Consider the following 19,852-nt stretch of genomic DNA (forward strand, 5'->3'; position numbering starts at 1 on the left):
CGCTGACGGACCGGAACGGGGATCGTGACCGGTCCGGGTGAACTCCTCCGCACTAGCGACCGGCGGCGGCCACCCAGGCCTCCAGGCCGGCCGCGTCGGCCGGCAGCGCCCCGGACAGCAGCCGGTGACCGTCCTCCACCACCACGACGTTCTCCTCCAGCCGCACGCCGATGCCGCGCAGCTCCGGCGGCACGGTCTCGTCGTTCGGGTGGAAGTACAGGCCCGGCTCCACGGCCAGCGCCATGCCGACCTCCAGCTCCCCGTCGTGGTACGCCTCGGCGCGCGAGTTGGCGCAGTCGTGCACGTCCAGGCCGATGAAGTGGCCGACGCCGCACGCGATGTAGCGGCGGTGGTGCTGGCCGTCGGGGTCGAGCGCCTCGTCCACCGACACCGGCAGCAGGCCCCAGTCGTGCAGGCCCCCGGCGAGCACCCGCATGGCCTCGCGGTGGAACTCCCGGTACTCCGCGCCCGGCCTGACCACGGCCAGGGCCGCCGCCGACGCCCGCTCGACCAGCTCGTGCACCTGCCGCTGCGCCGGGCTGAACGCGCCGGACACGGGCAGCGTTCGGGTGATGTCGGCGGTGTAGAGGGTGTCCAGCTCCACGCCCGCGTCCAGCAGCAGCACGGCGTCCTCGGGCACGGGGCCGTCGTTGCGCACCCAGTGCAGCACCGGCGCGTGCGGGCCGGCGGCCACGATCGAGGCGTAGCCGGGGCCGTTGCCCGCGGTGCGGGCGCGCCGGTCGAACGTGCCCTGCAACCAGCGCTCGCCGCCGCCCTTCACCGCCGCCTGGAGCTCGGCGGCGACGTCGGCGAAGCCCAGCACGGTGGCGTCCACCGCCGCCTGGAGCTGGCCGACCTCCCAGTCGTCCTTGATGCGGCGCAGCTCGGCCAGCGTCGTGCGCAGCCCGGCGGTGTGGTCGGCGCCCGCGAGCGCGTCCAGCAGCGGGTCCACGCCCGCGGTCGCGTGCACGGCGGGCAGCCTGCCGCGCAGCGCCGACGGCAGCTCGTGCAGCGGGCGGCAGCGCACCCCGAGGGCCTCGGTCCACTCGGCCAGGCCGGGCACCGGGCCGATCCACAGCTCGCCGTCGCGGGCGTTGGCGAAGAAGTCCGGCTCCTCCGGACCGGCCGGCGGGCGCAGGAACAGCTCCGCCTCGTGGCCCCCCTCCACGGGGTGCATCACCAGCACGGCGCCCTCGGCGGAGCAGCCGGTCAGCCACGAGAAGTCGCTGTCGGGCCGGAAGCCGAAGTCGGTGTCGTTGGACCGCACCGGCGCCCAGCCGGCGGCCACGGCGACGCGCGCGCCGGGCAGGGCGGCGCTGAGCCGGGCGCGGTGCGCGGCGGCGGCCTCGGCGGCGCCGGGCGCGACCCGCGCGGCGCGGTCGGCGGGGCCCCAGCCGTGCTGGACGAACTGCCGGAACCCGGAGGCGTCGACGAGCTTGCTGGGGTCGCGGCGGGCGGGTTTGGTCACCGTGGGCAGCCTTTCGGGTCGTGGTCGCGACCGGTCGCGATCGGCGGCCGGCCGCTTCCCAGGATGCCCGTCGGGGCCCCGTGCTGCCCCGGCCGGGTGCCCGATCGCCGAAACGGCCTCCCCGCGCCGGCCGATCCGGTAGGCATCGGGGACCAACCGGTCGCGGGAGGTGATCGCATGCGTCCTGAGGACGTGGTCGAGCTGCGGGTGCACGGCGTGTCCGGCACCCCGCCGGAGCACGTGCTGGGCGACCCGTTCCCCACGGCGGTGGCGGGCGACGACGTGGCGCGCTTCCTGCGCGCCGCGAAACCCGCCCGCACCCTGCCCGGGGAGCACCCCGTGCGGGAACGGCTGGTCGAGGCGTTCCACTGGGGCCGGTTCACCGCCGGCGGGGCGAGCCGCGCGCTGTGGCTGCTGCTCGTCCCGTTCGCGATCCTCAACCTGGCCCGGTACGCGCTGCTCGGGCCCGGCCGGTTCGCCGAGGCCGTGCTGCGGCTCCTCGGCCTCGTCCTGACCTGCATGTTCGTCACGACCACCGCGTACGTGTCGCTGGAGCTGCTGGTGCGCCAGTGCGCCGCGACGGCGGCCTGCCGGGCCGCCAACCCGTGGCTCGGCGCGTTCGCCGGGTGGCCGTTCGGGGCGATGCTGCTCGTCGGCATGGTCCCGCCGGTGCTGGTGATCGCCGTGCTGTGGTGGTTCGGTCGGCAGACGTTCCTCTACGAGCCGCGCGGCTCCTACCACCGGTGGGAGACGCACGCGGGCAGCCTCGGCGACTACGCGTTCTGGCACACCTCGCCGCGCACGCCCGTGCTGCGCGACGCGCACGTCGCCGCCGCGTGCGCCGTGGTGGGCGTGCTGTACGCGGGTGCGCTGCGCACCGCCCTGCCCGACGGGGTGCTGTCCTGGTCGGTGATCGGGGTCGGCGGTGTCGTGCTGGCGTGGGCGGTGGCCCGCGTGGCGCTGGCCCCGGACCGGCGGGAGGTGGACTCGCGGGCGCTGAAGTGGGCGTCGGTGGCGTACCTGCTGGTCGCGGCGGGCCTGGCCACCGCGTTCCTGTGGCGGCAGCCGACCGGCGGGACCGGCGCGGTGACGCCGCTGGCCGGGTTCGAGGCGGTGACGAACGTGCTGGCGGTGCTCGCGATGGCGCTGCTGGTGGTGCTGCTCGGGGCGTGCGCGCGGCTGCGGCGCGGCGCGCGCGGTCGCGCCCTGATGGCGGTGGACGCGCGGTTCCGACCCCTGTGGCACGGCTACGGCGCGGTGGTCGTCGCGGCGGTCGCGACGACGGTGGCCGTCGGGTTCAGCGGCGGGTTCGCGTACCGGGTCGTGGAGTGGGTGGGCGACCCGGCGCCCGCCGGGCGGCCCGGTCTGGTGCTGAGCACCAGCTACCTGGTCGGCGCGGGGCTGTGGGGTGTGCTGGCCGTCGCGTTCGCGCTGGTCGTGGTGCCGGTGGCGGCGGCGATGGTGCGGCAGGCGTCGACCGCGCTGCTGCTGGCCGCCGGGTCGCTGGCGGCGGCCGCGGGCGTGGTGCTGCGGTGGGCGCCCGTGCCCGGGTGGGCGTTCTGGGTCTCGCTGACGGCGTCCGGGGTGCTGTACGCGCTCGGCCTGGCGTCGTGGGTGCGGCACCCGGTGGGCGCGGCGGTGCGGGAGAGCCTGCTGGGCGACTACCCGGGCCGCCCGGACCGGCCGGGCCTGGGCAAGGTGGCGCTCGGCCGGCGCGTGGCGTCGGCGAAGTACCGGTACCACTGGCTGCTCGGCGCGCTCGCGCTGCTCGGCGGCGTGCTCGTGGTGGCGGCCGGCGGGATCGCGCTGGCCCGGCTCGCGCACCCCGACTGGCGGGCCGCCCCGCCGCCCGGCCTGGCCGCCTGGCTGTCCAGCCGTCCCGCCGAGGACCTGGGGGCGCTGGGCAGCCTCGTGGTGTCCGGCCTCGTGCTGCTCCTGCTGCTGCTGGGCGTGCGGACGTGGCAGAGCGGGAAGATGCGCACCGTCGTCGGCGTCGTGTGGGACCTGGTCGCGTTCTGGCCGCGCGGGGCGCACCCCATCTGCCCACCGCCCTACGGCGGGCGCGCCACGATCGAGCTGACCTCCCGCGCCGTGCGGCTGGCCGTGCACCACGACGTGGGCGCGGTCGTGCTGTCCGGGCACAGCCAGGGCAGCGTCGTGTGCTTCGCCGCGCTGTCGCTGCTGCGCCGCGAGGCCGAGCGGCCCGACCCGGCCGACGGCGAGCGGTACGTCCGGCAGGCCGACGCCCGGCGCGCCCTGGACCGGGTCGGGCTCGTCACCTACGGCTCGCAGCTCCAGTGGGCCTACTCGCGGATGTTCCCGCACTACCTCGGGCACGCCCGGCTGGCCGACCTGCACCGGGAGCTGGGGGACCGGTGGTGGAACGTGCACCGGCTCACCGACCCGCTCGGCGGCCCGGTGCAGGTGTGGCCCGAGGGGCCCGAGGAGCCGCTGCGCGCCGGCCCGAAGCTGTGGGGCGTGAAGTGCGGCAACGACGTGCGGCTGCGCGACCCCGAGTTCCTCGACCCCGACCCGGACATGGTGGCCTCGCCGATGCGCGGCCACGGCGACTACTACCGCGACCCGGTGTTCGACGAGGTCGTGGCGCGGGTCGCGCAGGCGGTCTCGGACGCGGAGTTCGCCCGGGTCACGGCCGGTCCGTGACGGCGGTGCGGGGTGTCCGGCCGGCGCGCGGGTGGCAGCGGGTACGTTGCGCGGTAGTCGTCGCGCTCACGGGAAGTCCGGATGATCCAAGCCCTCACCACCGCGCTCTCGGTCCTGGCGCTCGTCGCCGCCCTGTGGTCGCTCGTGCTGGCCGTCGCGGACAAGCCGATCACCCTCGCCACCAAGGCCACCCTCGGGCTGGCCGGCGCGGTGGTGCTGCTCGAACTGGGGCTGCTCGCGCAGCTGGCCGTGGGCGTGGTGCGGGTCGTCGGCGCCGACCGGGAGCTGGACACGCCCACGTTCATCGGCTACCTGCTCACGATGGTCGTCCTGCTGCCGGTCGGGGCGTTCTGGTCGCTGGCCGACCGGAGCCGCTGGGGCGCGGGCGTGCTGGCCGTGGTGCTGTTCAGCGTGCCGGCGATGATCCTGCGCGCGAGCCAGGTGTGGGCCGCCTGATGGGGTCGCTCGCCGAGACCACCCGGTCGGGGCCGGGGCGCCTGCTGATCGCCGTCTACGGCATCTTCGCGCTCGCCGCCTCTGCGCGGTCGGGGGTGCAGCTGGCCACCCGGTTCGGGGACGCGCCGCTGGCCTACCTGCTGTCGGCGCTGGCGGCCGCGGTGTACGTCGTGGCCACGCTGGCGCTGGCCGGGGTCGCGCCGCGGCGGGTCGCCTACTTCGCGTGCGGGGTGGAGCTGGCCGGCGTCGTGCTGGTCGGCGCGTCGAGCCTGCTGCTCCCCGGCGCGTTCCCGGACGCCACGGTGTGGTCGGACTTCGGCCGCGGGTACGGGTTCGTGCCGCTCGTCCTGCCGGTGCTCGGCCTGCTGTGGCTGCGGCACACGGACCGCGTCGCCGCGGGGGACCGCGCGGCCTGACGGGATTGTCCCGGCGGTCGGCGTGTGGGGTAATCGATCCGCGGCGGCCACGGTGCGGTGCCCGTCAGCCGTCCGCGGTGGCAACACGACTACGGGTGTCCGGCAGGGCACGCCGTCGTGGACGCGAGGCCGGGGGAGGGGTCCTCCGGCCTCACCCGTTCGTGAGGAAGATCACCTGGCTGGCCGTGGAGTTCTCCGGCGGGGGGTAACCGCAGGTCAGGACACTGGGTGGGGTCGTGGCGGCCGGCCCGTGCCTGAGTCCGTTCTCAGGTGGGGTGTGCGAGCGTTCGCGCATCCACCCGCGGGCCCGCGCACCGCCGCGCCGAACCGGTCCGCCCATCGAGGAGATGCCTGAAGATGTCCGTGCTGGCTCGGCTGAGCCTGGCCAACCGAGGTCTCGTCGGGCTGCTCAGCCTCGTCGTCCTCGGTTTCGGCGTGTTGATGCTGCCGTCGATCAAGCAGCAGCTGTTCCCGTCCATCGAGCTGCCCGCCGCGGTGGTCGTCGCGCAGTACCCCGGCGCGTCGCCGGACCTCGTGGACAGCCAGGTCGCCGAGCCGATCCAGTCCGCCGTGCGCGGCGTCGACGGCGTCGAGCAGGTCCTCACCCGTTCCTCCGAGAGCGCCGCGACCGTGCAGGTCATGTTCGTCTACGGCACCGACCTGGACGCCGCCGTCGCGCAGGTGCAGCAGGCCGTGAACCGGCTCCAGCCGCGCCTGCCGGAGGGCGTCGAGCCGACCGTGGCCCAGGGCGGCACCGACGACATCCCCGTCATCGCGCTCGCCGCGACCTCCGGTGACGACGACATCGCCACCGCGGCCCGGCTGCGCGCCGAGGTCGTGCCCGAGCTGGAGGCGATCCCGGGCGTCCGGGAGGCGACCGTCAGCGGCGAGCGGGACCGCACGATCACCGTCACCGTCGACTACGCGCGCCTCGGCGCCGCCCGCGTCGACCCGCAGGCGCTGACCGCCGCGCTCACCTCCGCGGGCGCCGTCGTGCCCGCGGGCACCGTGCCCGACGGCGACAAGACGCTGTCCGTGCAGGTCGGCACCCCCGTGGGCAGCGTCGACGACCTGCGGAACCTGCCCGTCGGGCCGGTGAAGCTCGGCGACGTCGCCACGGTCGAGTCCGCGCCCGCCCCGGCGACCGCGATCAACCGCACCGACGGCCGGGACACGCTCGGCCTCAGCGTCACCATGACCGCCGACGGCAACGCCGTGGAGATCTCCGACGCGGTGCGCGACAGGCTCGGCGACCTGGGCGAGGCCGCCGGCTCCACGCTGACCGTCGTGTTCGACCAGGGACCCGAGGTGGAGAAGGCCATCAGCGGCCTGACCACCGAGGGCCTGCTCGGCCTGCTGTTCGCCGTCGTCGTCATCCTGCTGTTCCTGATGTCCCTGCGCTCCACCCTGGTCACCGCGGTGTCGATCCCGCTGTCCGTGGTGGTCGCGCTCATCGCCCTCTACACCGGCGACCTGTCGCTGAACCTGCTCACCCTCGGCGCGCTCACCATCGCGGTCGGCCGGGTGGTGGACGACTCGATCGTGGTGCTGGAGAACGTCAAGCGGCACCTCGGGTACGGCGAGGACAAGCAGCGCGCCGTGCTCGACGGCGTCCGCGAGGTGGCGGGCGCGGTGACCGCGTCCACGCTGACCACCGTCGCGGTGTTCCTGCCGATCGCGTTCGTCGGCGGCATCGCGGGCGAGCTGTTCGGCCCGTTCTCGATCACGGTGACGGTGGCGCTGCTGGCGTCCCTGCTGGTGTCGCTGACGATCGTGCCGGTGCTCGCCTTCTGGTTCCTCAGGCGCCCGGCCGTGCCGACCGACCCGGAGGCCGCCGAGCGGGAGCTCCAGGCGGTGCTGGAGAAGGAGAAGCGCAGCCCGTTGCAGCGCGCCTACGTGCCCGTGCTGCGGTTCGCCACCACGCGGCGCTGGGTGACGCTGCTCATCGCGCTGCTCATCTTCGGCGGCACGCTCGGCCTCGCCGGTTCGCTGGAGACCAACTTCATCGACCAGTCAGGCGGCACGGCGCTCCAGGGCTCGCAGAAGACGCCGCCCGGCACCAGCCTCGCCGCCCGCGACGAGGCCGCGCGCAAGGTCGAGGCCGTGCTCGACGACACCGACGAGGTGGAGACCTACCAGGTCACCATCGGCGGCGGTGGCGGGTTCTTCGGGTTCGGCGGCGGCGGCGACACCACGCTGCGCGCCACCGTGCGCGAGGGCACCGACCTGGAGGCGTTGCAGGACCGGCTCACCGAGCGGATCAAGGGCGTCGAGGGCACCGGGGAGGTGACGTTCGGCGCGGCCGCCGCCGGGTTCGGCTCGGACAGCATCGACGTGCTGGTCACCGCGCCCGACGAGGAGGCCCTGCGGGCCGCGACCGACCAGGTGCGGCAGGCCGTGACGGGGACGCCCGGCGTCGGCGAGGTCACCGACGACCTCGGCGTGAGCGCGCCCCGCGTGCAGGTCACCGTGGACCGGGCGGCGGCGTCCGCGCGGGGGTTGAGCGGTCAGGCCGTCGGCCAGTTCGCCGCCCAGGCGCTGCGCGGCGTGCCGGTGACCCGGCTGCCGGTCGACGGCGAGCCGCAGCAGGTCGTGCTGCGCACCGGCACCGCGCCCACCGACGTGGACGCGCTGCGCGCCCTGCCGCTGCCCGGCGGCGCCACGCTCGGCCAGGTCGCCTCCGTGTCCGTCGTGGACGGTCCGGTGCAGGTGCGCCGCACCGCCGGCGCGCGCAGCAACACCGTGTCCGCCAAGGCGACCGGCTCGGACCTGGGCGCGGTCACCGCGGAGCTGACCTCGCGGCTCGACGCGCTCGACCTGGCGGCCGGCGCGTCGTACTCGATCGGTGGCGTGAGCGCGGACCAGGCGGAGACGTTCGCCGACCTGGGCCTGGCGATGCTCGCGGCCATCGCGATCGTCTTCCTGATCATGGTGGCGACGTTCCGCAGCCTCGTGCAGCCGCTCATCCTGCTGGTGTCCATCCCGTTCGCGGCGACCGGCGCCATCGGGCTGCTGCTGCTCACCGGCACGCCGCTCGGCCTGCCCGCGCTGATCGGCATGCTGATGCTCGTCGGCATCGTGGTGACGAACGCGATCGTGCTGATCGACCTGGTCAACCAGTACCGGCGCGAGGGGATGCCGGTGCGCGAGGCCGTGGTCGAGGGCGGGCGGCGGCGGTTGCGGCCGATCCTGATGACGGCGGCGGCGACGATCTTCGCGCTGCTGCCGATGGCCCTGGGCATCACCGGCGAGGGCGCGTTCATCGGCAAGCCGCTGGCGATCGTCGTGATCGGCGGCCTGATCTCGTCCACGCTGCTGACGCTGGTGCTCGTGCCGACGCTGTACTCGATGGTGGAGGGCCGCAAGGAGCGGCGCGCGGCCAAGCGGGAGCAGCGGCCCGCGGAGGAGCGCGAACCGGTCTCCGCCTGATCGCCTGGGCACGACCCGACGGCCCCGCCCCGGAACACGAGGGCGGGGCCGTCACGGTGCGGCGCCGCGCAATCCCTCCGGGTTGTTCAGGATCGCCCGATAGTGGCGTTTGCTGGAGTCGATCTCGCGGTAGGTGCTTCCGTCGGATCGACGCTCCGTCGAGGATTGGAGTCCCCCCATGGCAGCTCCCACCGTCACGACCGACGCGGCCCGCGCGACCGATCCCGCCGTCGCCAAAGCGATGAAGACCCTCACCGCCCAGTGGTACAACGCGGTGGTCGCCGGCTGCGGCCTCGACCCGGACACCTTCCAGCTCGCCCAGGGCGCCGAGCAGATCGGCAGCACCTCCGAGGAGCTCTGGAACACCCTGGACGCCCTGCCGCCCGGTTCCCTCACGCACCAGTGGAACGAGAGCAGACTCGACCTCCTGTCGGCCCACTACGGCGACATCGTCAACAACCTGGTGCCGGAGCGGTCCGGCGACTTCCGCCGGATCATGGCCGACGACTACCCGCGCTGGATGGACTACCTGCACGGCGACCCGCCGCCGAAGATGCCGGACGGCGGCATCCTCCAACTGTTCCACGACTGGGCGCAGGTGAACATGGCGCCCGACGACGCGCAGGCCGCGTACACCGCCTGGCAGCAGGTGGCGCAGGGCACCGTGCCCGCCGCCGTGGGGCTGTGGGTCGCCGCCGGCGGCCAGGGCGCCACCAAGGCGTACGACCGCACGATCGCGGAACTGGAGGACGCGCTGCGCCCCGGCGCCCCGGGGAAGACGGTCGTGCTGGACAGCACGACCACGTCGAAGTCGGTCGACCACACCTGGGCGAGCGGCGAGGTCGGCGGCGTCCTGGAGTTCTTCGCGGGTGAGGCGTCCGAGCACTGGGACAAGTACACGAAGGCGGTCAGCGCGGCCGGGGTGCGGATCGACGCCGAGTTCGAGCGCGTGGTGTCCTTCCCGGCCGGTCCGCTGTCCAAGGCGAGCACGAACCCCGACCTGGAGGGCTACAAGCCCTGGTTCCACGGCCCGGCGCTGAGCCTCGCCTACAAGGAGAACAACTACGACGTGTGGGAGCGCAAGGCGCCGTCGTGGGACGACGAGTTCGGCCCCGAGGGGGTGATGCGGTACTTCGTCACCGAACTCGTCGTGGTCAGCGGCGTCACGGTGACCACGACCTCGGCCACGACGTTCACCGAGAAGGAGCGGGAAGAGGTGCGCGCGTCCGCCGCCTACGGCTTCTTCCCGTTCTTCGAGGGCGAGCACGAGGGCGGCTGGAAGCACCAGTTCAGCTTCTCCGACTCGGGCGCGCTGACGGTGAAGTCCACTGTGGACGTCGGTGTGCCGATCCTCCTCGGGGCCAACGTCACGTCCGTCGCCCGGCAGTTCGGGTGAGGCGGCCGTGCCCATCGTCACCGCCGCAGGCGGAACCATCAGGAACTCCACCGAGCCGAACCGGCGGATGCGCGACGACCTGAACGACGCCGTCACGCTGGTCGGCTTCACCGGGCTGTTCCGCGGCGCCGGCACGATCGCGGAGTACGGGAAGGTCCGGATCGACGTGCAGGGGCAGTGGAGCGGACCCGGCGGCCGGCGGATCGGGGCGAACATCCAGGCCCAGGTGGGCGGCGCCACCATCGCCGCCGTCCGCGTAGCGGACACGCTCGGGACGACCCGTGACCCGGACGAGCAGGCCGAGGTGGTCAGGCAGGTGGTCGCGGCCCTGGTCGCGAGCACCGACGGCACGTGGCGCGAGGTGACGGGGACACCGGGCCTCGCCGTCGACGGCACGGCGGACCAGCAGCCGGCCGGGCTCGTCTGAGGGGTGCCGGCGGTCCTGCCCGGAGGGGGGACCGCCGGCACACCGGTCAGGCGTCCTGCTCGCGGACCTCCGGCTCGTAGGCCAGGTTCGGGCGGAGCCAGCGCTCCACCTCGTCCACCGGCACGTGCCGCCGCGCCGCGTAGTCCTCCACCTGGTCGCGGCCGATCCGGCCCACGGTGAAGTAGCGCGATCCCGGGTGCGCGAAGATCAGCCCGCTCACGCTCGCCGCCGGCGTCATCGCGAACGAGTCGGTCAGCGCCATGCCGACCTCCTCCGCGCCGAGCAGCGCGAACAGGTCGGCCTTCTCGCTGTGGTCCGGGCTCGCCGGGTAGCCCAGCGCGGGCCGGATGCCGCGGAAGCGCTCGGCGTGCAGGTCCTCCAGCGCCGGGTCGGCGTCCGGCTCGAACCAGTCGCGCCGCGCCCGCAGGTGGACGTGCTCGGCGAACGCCTCGGCCAGCCGGTCGGCCAGCGCCTTCACCATGATCGCCCGGTAGTCGTCCTGCTCGGCCTCGTAGCGCGCGGAGAGCTCGTCGGCGCCGTGGATCGCCACCGCGAACCCGCCCAGGTGGTCGCCGGACGGCGCCACGTAGTCCGCCAGGCAGCGGTTGGGGCGGCCCGACGGCTTCCGCGTCTGCTGGCGCAGCATCGGGAACCGGCAGGTGCCCGCCACGATGTCGTCGCCCTCGCTGTGCGCGGGGAAGAAGCCGTACACGCCGCGCGGGCGCAGCGAGCCGTCCGCCACGATCTCGTCCAGCAGGGTGTTCGCGTCGTCGAACAGCTCCTGCGCGGCCGGGTTGGTCTTCAGGATCTTCGGGTACTTGCCCTTCAGCTCCCAGGCCAGGAAGAAGAACGTCCAGTCGATCATCCCCCGCAGCTCGGCGAGCGACGGCTCCACGACCTTCACGCCGGTGAACGCGGGCACGGGCAGGTCGTCGAACGACACGACCTCGGGGTTGGCCCGGATCTCCTCCAGGGGGAGCAGCGGCACGCTCAGCCGGTTCTCGTGCTCCTCGCGCAGCCGCTGCTGCTCCACGAGCGTCGCCTCGGCCAGCTCCTCGGCCCGGTCGCGGTCGAGCAGCGCCGACACCACGCCCGCCACCCGCGACGCGTCCAGCACGTGCAGCGTCGGCTGGTCGTACACCGGCGCGATGCGCACCGCGGTGTGCTGGCGGGACGTCGTCGCGCCGCCGATGAGCAGCGGCAGCTTCAGGCCGCGCCGCTGCATCTCCGCCGCCACCGACACCATCTCGTCCAGCGACGGCGTGATCAGGCCGGACAGGCCGACCACGTCCGCGCCCTCGGCGACCGCGGTGTCCAGGATCTTGGCGGCGGGCACCATCACGCCCAGGTCGACCACGTCGTAGTTGTTGCACCCCAGCACGACGCCGACGATGTTCTTGCCGATGTCGTGCACGTCGCCCTTCACGGTGGCCAGCACGACCTTGCCGTTGCCGCGGGTCATGTCGCCGCCGGCGGCCTCCTTCTCGGCGTCCATGAACGGCTCCAGGTGCGCCACCGCCCGCTTCATCACCCGCGCGGACTTCACCACCTGCGGCAGGAACATCTTGCCGGAGCCGAACAGGTCGCCGACGACCTTCATGCCGTCCATCAGCGGACCCTCGATCACGTCGAGGGGCCGCTTCGCCTCCAGGCGGGCCTCCTCGGTGTCCTCGACGACGTGGTCGACGATGCCGTGCACCAGCGCGTGCTCCAGCCGCTGCGCCACGGTGCCCTCGCGCCACGCCAGGTCGACGACCTTCCGCTTGCCCTTGGCGGCCACGGTCTCGGCGAACGCGACCAGCCGGTCGGTGGCGTCCTCGCGGCGGTCGAACAGCACGTCCTCGACCAGTTCCAGCAGGTCGGCGGGGATGTCCTGGTAGACGGCGAGCTGACCCGCGTTGACGATGCCCATGTCCAGGCCCAGCCGCACGCCGTGGTACAGGAACGCCGAGTGCATCGCCTCGCGCACGGTGTCGTTGCCGCGGAACGAGAACGACAGGTTCGAGATGCCGCCGCTGATCCGCACGCCCGGACAGCGTTCCTTGATCAGCGGGATCGCGTCGAGGAACGCCTTGGCGTACCCGTTGTGCTCGGCGATGCCGGTGGCGACGGCCAGCACGTTCGGGTCGAAGATGACGTCCTCGGCGGGGAAGCCGACCTCGTCCACCAGCAGGTCGTAGGCGCGACCGCAGATCTCGACCTTGCGCTCGGTGGTGTCGGCCTGGCCCTTCTCGTCGAACGCCATGACCACGACGCCCGCGCCGAAGTCGCGCACCCGGCGGGCCTGCTCCAGGAACTGCTCCTCGCCCTCCTTGAGGCTGATGGAGTTGACGACGCCCTTGCCCTGCACGCACTTCAAACCGGCTTCGAGCACGCTCCAGCGGGAGCTGTCCACCATGATCGGCACGCGGGCGATCTCGGGTTCGGTGGCGATCAGGTTGAGGAACGTGGTCATCGCCCGCTCGCTGTCGAGCAGGTCGGCGTCCATGTTGACGTCCAGCAGGTTCGCGCCGCCGCGCACCTGGTCCAGCGCCACGTCCACCGCGCCCTGGAAGTCCTCGCCCTCGACGAGCCGGCGGAACTTCGCCGAGCCGGTCACGTTGGTGCGCTCGCCGATCATCACGAACCCGGTGTCCGGGCCGATCTCGAACGGCTCCAGGCCGCTGAACCGGGTGCGGTCGGGCACCTGCGGGAGCGCGCGCGGCTTCATGCCCCCGACCGCCGCCGCGATCCGCGCGATGTGCTCGGGCGTGGTGCCGCAGCAGCCGCCGACGATGTTGACCACGCCCTCCTCGGCGAACCCGTGCAGCAGTTCGGCGGTCTCCTCGGGCGTCTGGTCGTAGCCGCCGAACGCGTTGGGCAGTCCCGCGTTGGGGTGGCTGGCGGTGTAGGTGTTCGCGAGGCGTGCGAGGTCCTGCACGTGGGGGCGCATCTCGGCGGCGCCCAGCGAGCAGTTCACGCCCACCACGAGCGGGTCGGCGTGGGCGATCGAGTTCCAGAACGCCTCGACGGTCTGGCCGGACAGCGTGCGCCCGCTCAGGTCGACGATGGTGACCGAGATCCACAGCGGCAGGTGCGGCGCGACCTTGCGGGCGGCGGTCACGGCGGCCTTGGCGTTGAGCGTGTCGAAGATCGTCTCGACGAGCAGCAGGTCCACGCCGCCCTCGGCGAGCGCGGCGATCTGCTCCTCGTACGCGGCCTGCACCCGGTCGAACGTCACCGTCCGGTACGCGGGGTCCTCCACCTTGGGCGACAGCGACAGCGTGACGTTGAGCGGGCCGACCGAGCCCGCCACGAACCGGCCGCCCACCTCGTCGGCCGCCTGCCGGGCGAGCCGCGCGCCGCGCACGTTCATCTCGCGCACGAGCCCTTCCAGGCCGTAGTCGGCCTGCGCGATGGACGTCGCGGTGAACGTGTTGGTGGTGGTGATGTCCGCGCCGGCGGCCAGGTACCGGCGGTGCACGTCGAGGATGACGTCCGGGCGGGTCAGGTTGAGCAGGTCCGGGTCGCCGGTGACGTCGTGCGAGTGGTCGGGGAGCAGGTCGCCCCGGTAGTCGGCCGGGGTCAGGCCGGCGGCCTGGAGCATCGTCCCCCACGCGCCGTCGAGCACGGCGACGCGCTGGTCGAGCAGTTCCCGCAGGGCCTTTTCCGACACGCTCAGCCTCCCCTTCGTGGGAGGCGCCCTTGTCGTGTCCGGTGGCCGAGCGTGGCGGGCCCTCGCCCGTTGCAGCGCCTCTCGGCCGGCACCGCGATGCTACCGGGAATCGTCGTTCCGGTCAGTCCCGCCCATCATGTGGGAGGCGATGACGACCTCCAGGGTGCGCGGTCCGTGCACGCCCTCGACCCGCTCCAACTCGATGTCGCTGGTCGCGGACGGGCCGCTGACCCAGGTCTGGGTGCGCACGCCCGCCAGCCGCGCCACGGCGTCCGGCACACCGGCCACGACCTGCTCCTCGCGCACCACCACCAGGTGGTAGTCGGGCACCAGGGTCAGCGCGCGGGGCCCCTGGTCGGGCGCGTCGTGGTCGAGCACGATCGTGCCGGTCTCGGCGATGGCCACGCGGCAGCCGGTGACCACGGCGTCGGCGCGTTCGAGGTCGGCGACGCCCACGGGGGTGCGGATCGCCGCAGGGGCCCACTCGGGAGGGGTGCCGGGGGCGGCGACGACGGTCCGCGCGCCCCGCTCGCGCAACGCCTCGGCGACGGTCTCGGCGACCCGGTCGGCGGGCACCACGCGGACCCGCGCCCGGTAGTCGCGCAGGCGCTCGGCGAACAGCGCCAGGTCGACCTCCCGGGTGCCCGCCGCCCGGTAGTCGCGGGGGACGGGGGGCGGCTGATCCGGGCCCTTGGCCCGGCGCACGCGGGCCAGCACCTCATCACGGGCGCTCATCGGGCCTCCCACCAGTCGCGGAACGTCTCCTCCGGCGGCCGCGGCACGTCCCGCGCGACCGACCAGCCGGGCAGCGGCACGTGCCTGCTCGCCGTGCGGCCGAACTTGCCCAACCGGGTGAACCGCCGCCAGCGGCGCGCGTCGGACATCACCCACGCCAGGGCGCGCATGGCGGTGGACTCGGGCGTCGTGCGCTTGGCCTCCGTCACCCGGCCGCGCAAGTGCACCAGCATCGACGGGATGTCGATCGCCACCGGGCACACGTCGTAGCAGACCCCGCACAGCGAGGACGCGAACGGCAGCGTCGGGTTCTCCACGACGCCCGTGAGCTGGGGCGACAGCACCGCGCCGATCGGGCCGGGGTAGGTCGAGCCGTACGCGTGGCCGCCGGTGCGCTCGTAGACCGGGCACGAGTTCAGGCACGCCGAGCAGCGGATGCAGCGCAGCGCGGCCCGCCCGTCCGGGTCGGCCAGGGTGGCGGTGCGGCCGTTGTCGACCAGCACGACGTGGCTGGTCTGCCCCTCGGTGGGACCGGTCCACACGGACGTGTAGGGGTTCATCCGCTCGCCGGTGGACGAGCGGGGCAGCAGCTGGAGGAACACCTCCAGGTCGCGCCACGACGGCAGCAGCTTCTCGATGCCGACCACGCTGATCAGCGTGCGGGGCAGCGTGAGGCACATCCGGCCGTTGCCCTCGGACTCGACCACGACCAGCGAGCCGGTGTCCGCGATGCCGAAGTTCGCGCCCGAGACGGCCACGTCGACGGTGAGGAACTTGTGCCGCAGGTGCTTGCGGGCGGCCTCGGCCAGCGCGCGCGGGTCGGCGGTGAGGTCCGGGTCGACGCCGGGCATGTGCCGCCGGAAGATCTCCCGGATCTCGGCCCGGCCGCGGTGGATGGCGGGCACCAGGATGTGGCTCGACCGGTCGTTCCCGAGCTGCACGATCAGCTCGGCGAGGTCGGTCTCCACGGCGTGCACGCCGACCGCCGCGAGGGCCTCGTTCAGGCCGATCTCCGCGGTGGCCATCGACTTGACCTTGATGACCTCCTCGGTGCCGGTGGCGAGGACCAGGTCGGTGACGACCCGGTTGGCCTCGTCGGCGTCGCGCGCCCAGTGCACGGTGGTGCCGCGCGCGGTCAGCGCCTCCTCGAACCGGACCAGGTGCTCGTCGAGGTCGGCCAGCACCTGGTCCTTGATCGCCGCGCCGGCCGCGCGCAGCTCCGCCCAGTCGGGCAGCTCGGCCACGACGCCCGCGCGCTTCGCCCGGATCGTGGTGGTCGCCTTGGCCAGGTTGCGGCGCAGCTGGGCGTCCTTCAGGGCGGTGCGCGCGGCCTCGGGGAAGGGCGCGCCGGTCAGGTTGCCGCGTCCGGCGGGCATGCCGAGGAAGGTCATCGGGTGTTCTCCAGGACCTGGGCCAGGTGCAGGGGGCGCACGCCGCTGCGCAGCCTGCTCAGGCCGCTGCCGATGTGCATCAGGCACGACGCGTCGCCCGCCGTCAGCACGCCCGCCCCGGTGCCGATGACGTTGCTCATCTTGTCGGCGAGCATGGCCGTGGACGTGTCGGCGTTCTTCACCGCGAACGTGCCGCCGAACCCGCAGCAGGTCTCCGCCGCGGGCAGTTCGACCAGGTCGATGCCCTCCACGGCGCGCAGCAGCCGCAGCGGCCGGTCCCCCACCTTCAGGACGCGCAGCGAGTGGCACGTGGGGTGGTGGGTGACGCGGTGCGGGAAGTACGCGCCCACGTCGGTGAGGCCGAGCACGTCCGCCAGGAACTCGGACAGCTCGTAGGTGCGCTTCGCGGTCTCCTCGGCGGCCTCGGCCAACACCCGTTCGCCCTGCCCGCGGGCCACGTCGGCGTGCTGGTGGCGGATCGAGCCCGCGCACGAGCCGGACGGCGTGACGACCACCTCGGCGTCCTCGAACGCCTTCACGTGGTTGCGGATGATCGGCAGCGCCTGGCGGGGGTAGCCGGTGTTGACGTGCATCTGGCCGCAGCACGTCTGCCCGGCCGGGACGACCACCTCGTGGCCCAGCCGCTCCAGCAGCCGGACGGTGGCCTTGCCGACGTCCGGGAACAGCCCGTCGACCAGGCACGTGACGAACAGCGCGACTCTCACCGGGGCGAGTCTAGACTCCGTGGTCTGACCACACCAGGGCTGTGGTCAGACCACAGGAGGCGCTGGTGTCCGGGTACGCCGAGGTGCTGCGGCACGTGGAGTCCGAACTGGTCTCGGGCCGGCTCGGCGTGGGGGAGCAGCTGCCCGCCGAACGGCGGCTCGCCGAGGAGCTGGGCGTCAGCCGCCCCACCGTGCGCGAGGCGATCCGGGTGCTCCAGGCGCTGGGCGTCGTGCGCAGCGGCGTCGGCTCGGGACCCGACGCGGGCACCACCGTCATCGCCGACCCGGCGGGCGGCCTCGGCGCGGCCCTGCGGCTGCACCTCGCGACCCGGCGGCTGCCCCTGGGCGACCTCGTGGACACCCGCGTGATGATCGAGAGCCACTCCGTGCGCGCCGCCGCGGGCCGGCCGGACCACCCCGACCTGGTCCGCGCCGCCGGGCTGCTCGACCGCATGGACGACCCGGACCTCGACGCCGACGCGTTCCACCAGCTCGACGCCGACTTCCACGTTGCCCTCACCGCCGCCGCGGGCAACGCGGTCAACACCGCGGTGATGGCGGGGTTGCGCGACGCGATCCACCAGGCCGTGCTCGACGCCGTGCGGGAGCTGCCCGACTGGTCGCGCACCGCCGTCCGGCTGCGCCGCGAGCACCGGGGCATCCTGCGCGCCGTGCGCTCCGGCGACCCCGAGCTGGCCGCGACGAGGGTGACCCGGCACGTCCGCGGCTTCCACCGCGAGTGGACCCGGCACGCCGGGGGATAGCGGTACGGGCCCGGTCCCCGGGAGGACCGGGGACCGGACCCGCGTGGTCTCACCGCCTCCCGCGCTCCGACGCCTCCCGGAGCAGCACCAGGGTGGCGCAGATGAGCACCACGTTCTTCAGCACGAACTCGCCGTTCGCGGTCAGCAGCAGGGGGTTGCCCCCGATCACCACCAGGGTCGGCGCCTGGACGAAGACCAGGAAGGTCCCCGCCAGGTGGGCCGCCACGACGACCAGCGTCAGCCGCGGCAGCCGCCCGAGCAGCAACGCCACCCCCAGCGCGATCTCGAACCACCCCAGCGCGGGCACCAGGACACCCCGGTCCACCCACGGCACGGCGGCTCCGACCAGCTCCGCGACCGGCGAGTCGCCGGTCACCTTGAGCGCTCCGAACCAGACGAACACGACGGCGAGCGACACCCGCAGCGCGGGCGCCGCCCAGCGGCCGACCTTCCCGTCCACCCCGGTCCGCTCCCCCAAGCGGGCCGACACGATCAGTCGCCCAACGGGTTGAGCAGGTCCGCCTTGCCCTCGAAGGCGAACAGCAGCAGGTCGACCATCCGGAACGTCCGCCGGTCCGGGCCGAGCACGGGCCGCCACGACGGCTCGCGCACGATCGAGGTCCGGCTGCCCTCCATCGCCCGGTGGAACACCTCGGCCACGATCCGGCCGCCGACCGCCCCGAGCCGACCGCCGTTGAACTCGGCCTCGCGCAGGGTGTAGAACCACAGCGGGGTCGCGGCGGTCACCGCGGCCTTCTGCGCGTCGGTCAGCGACTCCAGGCTCGCGCCCCCGTTGCCGACCAGGACCTGCTCGGCCGTCAGCGGTTCGACGCCCAGGAACCCGGCCATCTGCTGCCCGCTCGCGAGCCGGACCATGTCCGCCCGGGTCAGGTTGCGGAAGGCGAGGTTGCGCTGGATCTCCGCGACCACCGTGCCCCGCCCGCCGAAGGTGCCCGCCGGCAACTGCTTGAGCGGGTCGACCAGCAGCGAGTCGAGCCGCTTGGTCACGTTGCCGCCGCCGGCGGGCGGCGCGAGGTCCGGCCGGTCGGCTTCGGTGAAGTCGTACAGCCGCCGGAAGTCGGCGATCCAGTTGGTGGGCAGCGTGTCGAACCGGCTGTCGAAGCCGGGGTCGTCCAGCTCCGGCAGCCCCGCACCGGGGTCGAAGTTGCCGGACGTGCCGCTGAACACGAACAGGAAGAACAGCAGGCCCGGGGCGACACCCCCGGTGCGGAACACCCGGTTCCACTCGTACTCGGACCGGATCATGCTGTGCCCCAACCGGTACGCGGCCACCGAGAACTCCAGCGGCATCGTCGGGTGCAGGCCCACCGGGGGCCGCCCCCGTCGGGGCGCCTCGAAGAAGCGCCTGCCGTTGGCGAACACGTCGTCCACGATCGCCGGGTCCACGACGCGCGGCAGGAAGTCGTGGCGCAGCATCCACTGGTAGTGCCGCACCACCTGCTCCCGCGCCGCCTCGAAGAGCCGCCGCCCGGTCAGGCCGCGCAGCGCCACCTCGTCCACGACCCGGTTGTGGAACCTGATGAACGCCAGGTGGGTCTGGGCGACGGCCAGGTTCTCGTCGTTGCGCTCGTCCGGGATCAGCGGGCGCCTGCGGTCCTCCTCGGTCAGGCCGGTCTGGCCCAGCCGCGGCAGGTCGAAGCCCTCCATCGCCTGGCCGAGCTGCTGGTCGCCCCCCGGGACGGGCGAGGTCGTGCCCACCTTGAGCTTCACCCGGTCCGCGGCGTAGAACACCCGGTCGGTGTGGTCGTTCGGACCGCGGCCGTAGAGCGAATCGAGGTCCAGCGCCGGTGAGCGGCCCTGCACCAGCTCGCCGAGGTTCACGTCCTCGCCGAGCTGCGACCCGCTGCGGTCCATGGTCAGGTCGTGGTCGACGAACTGGCCGAGGTAGGTGAAGCCCGCCGGGATCGGCGGGTTCGCCGAGTCCTCCTGCGGCGTGCTCGCCGTCATCGCCAGCGCCAGGGCGGCCCTGGTGTCCTCGTCGTGCCGGGCGCCCTCCGGCCCCAGTCGCGAGAACCGGAACCGGCGCAGCTCCTCGACGGTGTCCGGCTGACGCGTCCGCGCCGCGCCGTCCCGATCGAACTCCAGCACTCCTTCGCCCACGACGAAGAAGCTGTTGGTGCCGTGCTTTTTCATCGATCCCCCCGGATCATGAGATGTCCCCGGCCTGGCCGGGGACGAGGCGGGCGCACCCCCTGTGGCCGCCTCGTACTACACATGTACCAGCCCGCGGGCGTCGGATACGCGGCCTACCGCAATCCCCCGGACGGCCCAGTCCAGGTGATGTGGCAACCGCCAGCTCAGCCGT

The 19,852-nt window shown here is 73.8% G+C and carries 14 protein-coding genes; 7 read left to right on the top strand and 7 right to left on the bottom strand.

Annotated elements, in window-relative coordinates; translation table 11 throughout:
• Positions 1–52 precede the first annotated feature (52 nt).
• Positions 53–1,468, bottom strand: coding sequence for an aminopeptidase P family protein (locus J2S66_RS03130; protein ID WP_310303549.1), 1,416 nt, complete (start codon positions 1,466–1,468; stop codon positions 53–55).
• Positions 1,469–1,645: 177 nt separating this feature from the next.
• On the opposite strand from J2S66_RS03130, the gene J2S66_RS03135 reads away from it, so the two are divergent.
• The 6 genes from J2S66_RS03135 (at position 1,646) to J2S66_RS03160 (ending at position 10,256) form a co-directional block, all read left to right on the top strand.
• Entirely contained in the window at positions 1,646–4,132 is a 2,487-nt protein-coding gene (locus tag J2S66_RS03135; RefSeq protein ID WP_310303551.1) for a hypothetical protein, read from the top strand.
• 81 nt (positions 4,133–4,213) lie between these two features.
• Entirely contained in the window at positions 4,214–4,588 is a 375-nt protein-coding gene (locus tag J2S66_RS03140) for a hypothetical protein (RefSeq protein WP_310303553.1), read from the top strand.
• The gene (locus J2S66_RS03145) at positions 4,588–5,004 is read left to right on the top strand and encodes a hypothetical protein (protein WP_310303555.1); all 417 of its coding nucleotides are present in this window, start codon (positions 4,588–4,590) and stop codon (positions 5,002–5,004) included. The genes J2S66_RS03140 and J2S66_RS03145 overlap by 1 nt, the downstream gene beginning before the upstream one ends.
• Before the next feature lie 357 nt (positions 5,005–5,361).
• Complete coding sequence (locus J2S66_RS03150) at positions 5,362–8,433, top strand: efflux RND transporter permease subunit (protein ID WP_310303557.1); 3,072 nt, start codon at positions 5,362–5,364, stop codon at positions 8,431–8,433.
• A gap of 178 nt (positions 8,434–8,611) precedes the next feature.
• On the top strand, positions 8,612–9,829 hold the full coding sequence (locus J2S66_RS03155; protein ID WP_310303559.1) for a hypothetical protein: 1,218 nt from the start codon (positions 8,612–8,614) through the stop codon (positions 9,827–9,829).
• Between the two features lie 7 nt (positions 9,830–9,836).
• On the top strand, positions 9,837–10,256 hold the full coding sequence (locus J2S66_RS03160) for a hypothetical protein (protein ID WP_310303561.1): 420 nt from the start codon (positions 9,837–9,839) through the stop codon (positions 10,254–10,256).
• A gap of 46 nt (positions 10,257–10,302) precedes the next feature.
• On the opposite strand, the gene metH is transcribed toward J2S66_RS03160, so the two are convergent.
• The 4 genes from metH to J2S66_RS03180 form a co-directional block, all read right to left on the bottom strand.
• Positions 10,303–13,911, bottom strand: a complete 3,609-nt coding sequence (gene metH, locus J2S66_RS03165; RefSeq protein WP_310303563.1) for a methionine synthase — start codon at positions 13,909–13,911, stop codon at positions 10,303–10,305.
• A gap of 99 nt (positions 13,912–14,010) precedes the next feature.
• On the bottom strand, positions 14,011–14,646 hold the full coding sequence (locus J2S66_RS03170) for a LutC/YkgG family protein (protein ID WP_310303565.1): 636 nt from the start codon (positions 14,644–14,646) through the stop codon (positions 14,011–14,013).
• Entirely contained in the window at positions 14,643–16,037 is a 1,395-nt protein-coding gene (locus tag J2S66_RS03175; protein WP_310303568.1) for a lactate utilization protein B, read from the bottom strand. Before J2S66_RS03175 ends, J2S66_RS03170 begins: the two co-directional genes overlap by 4 nt.
• Entirely contained in the window at positions 16,034–16,762 is a 729-nt protein-coding gene (locus J2S66_RS03180; RefSeq protein WP_310303570.1) for a (Fe-S)-binding protein, read from the bottom strand. Before J2S66_RS03180 ends, J2S66_RS03175 begins: the two co-directional genes overlap by 4 nt.
• 41 nt (positions 16,763–16,803) lie before the next feature.
• Here J2S66_RS03180 and J2S66_RS03185 point away from each other — a divergent pair, with 41 nt between their 5' ends.
• Positions 16,804–17,526 (top strand): FadR/GntR family transcriptional regulator, encoded by a 723-nt coding sequence (locus J2S66_RS03185; RefSeq protein ID WP_310303572.1) that lies wholly within the window; start codon positions 16,804–16,806, stop codon positions 17,524–17,526.
• Between the two features lie 49 nt (positions 17,527–17,575).
• Here J2S66_RS03185 and J2S66_RS03190 read toward each other — a convergent pair whose 3' ends face one another.
• Both J2S66_RS03190 and J2S66_RS03195 read right to left on the bottom strand, forming a co-directional pair.
• A complete protein-coding gene (locus J2S66_RS03190; protein ID WP_310303574.1) occupies positions 17,576–18,016 on the bottom strand; it encodes a DoxX family membrane protein in 441 nt (146 codons plus the stop codon).
• Between the two features lie 2 nt (positions 18,017–18,018).
• Entirely contained in the window at positions 18,019–19,680 is a 1,662-nt protein-coding gene (locus tag J2S66_RS03195) for a peroxidase family protein (RefSeq protein WP_310303576.1), read from the bottom strand.
• Between the last annotated feature and the right edge of the window lie 172 nt (positions 19,681–19,852).

The sequence above is a fragment of the Saccharothrix longispora genome (assembly GCF_031455225.1).
In the GTDB taxonomy this organism is placed as follows: domain Bacteria; phylum Actinomycetota; class Actinomycetes; order Mycobacteriales; family Pseudonocardiaceae; genus Actinosynnema; species Actinosynnema longispora.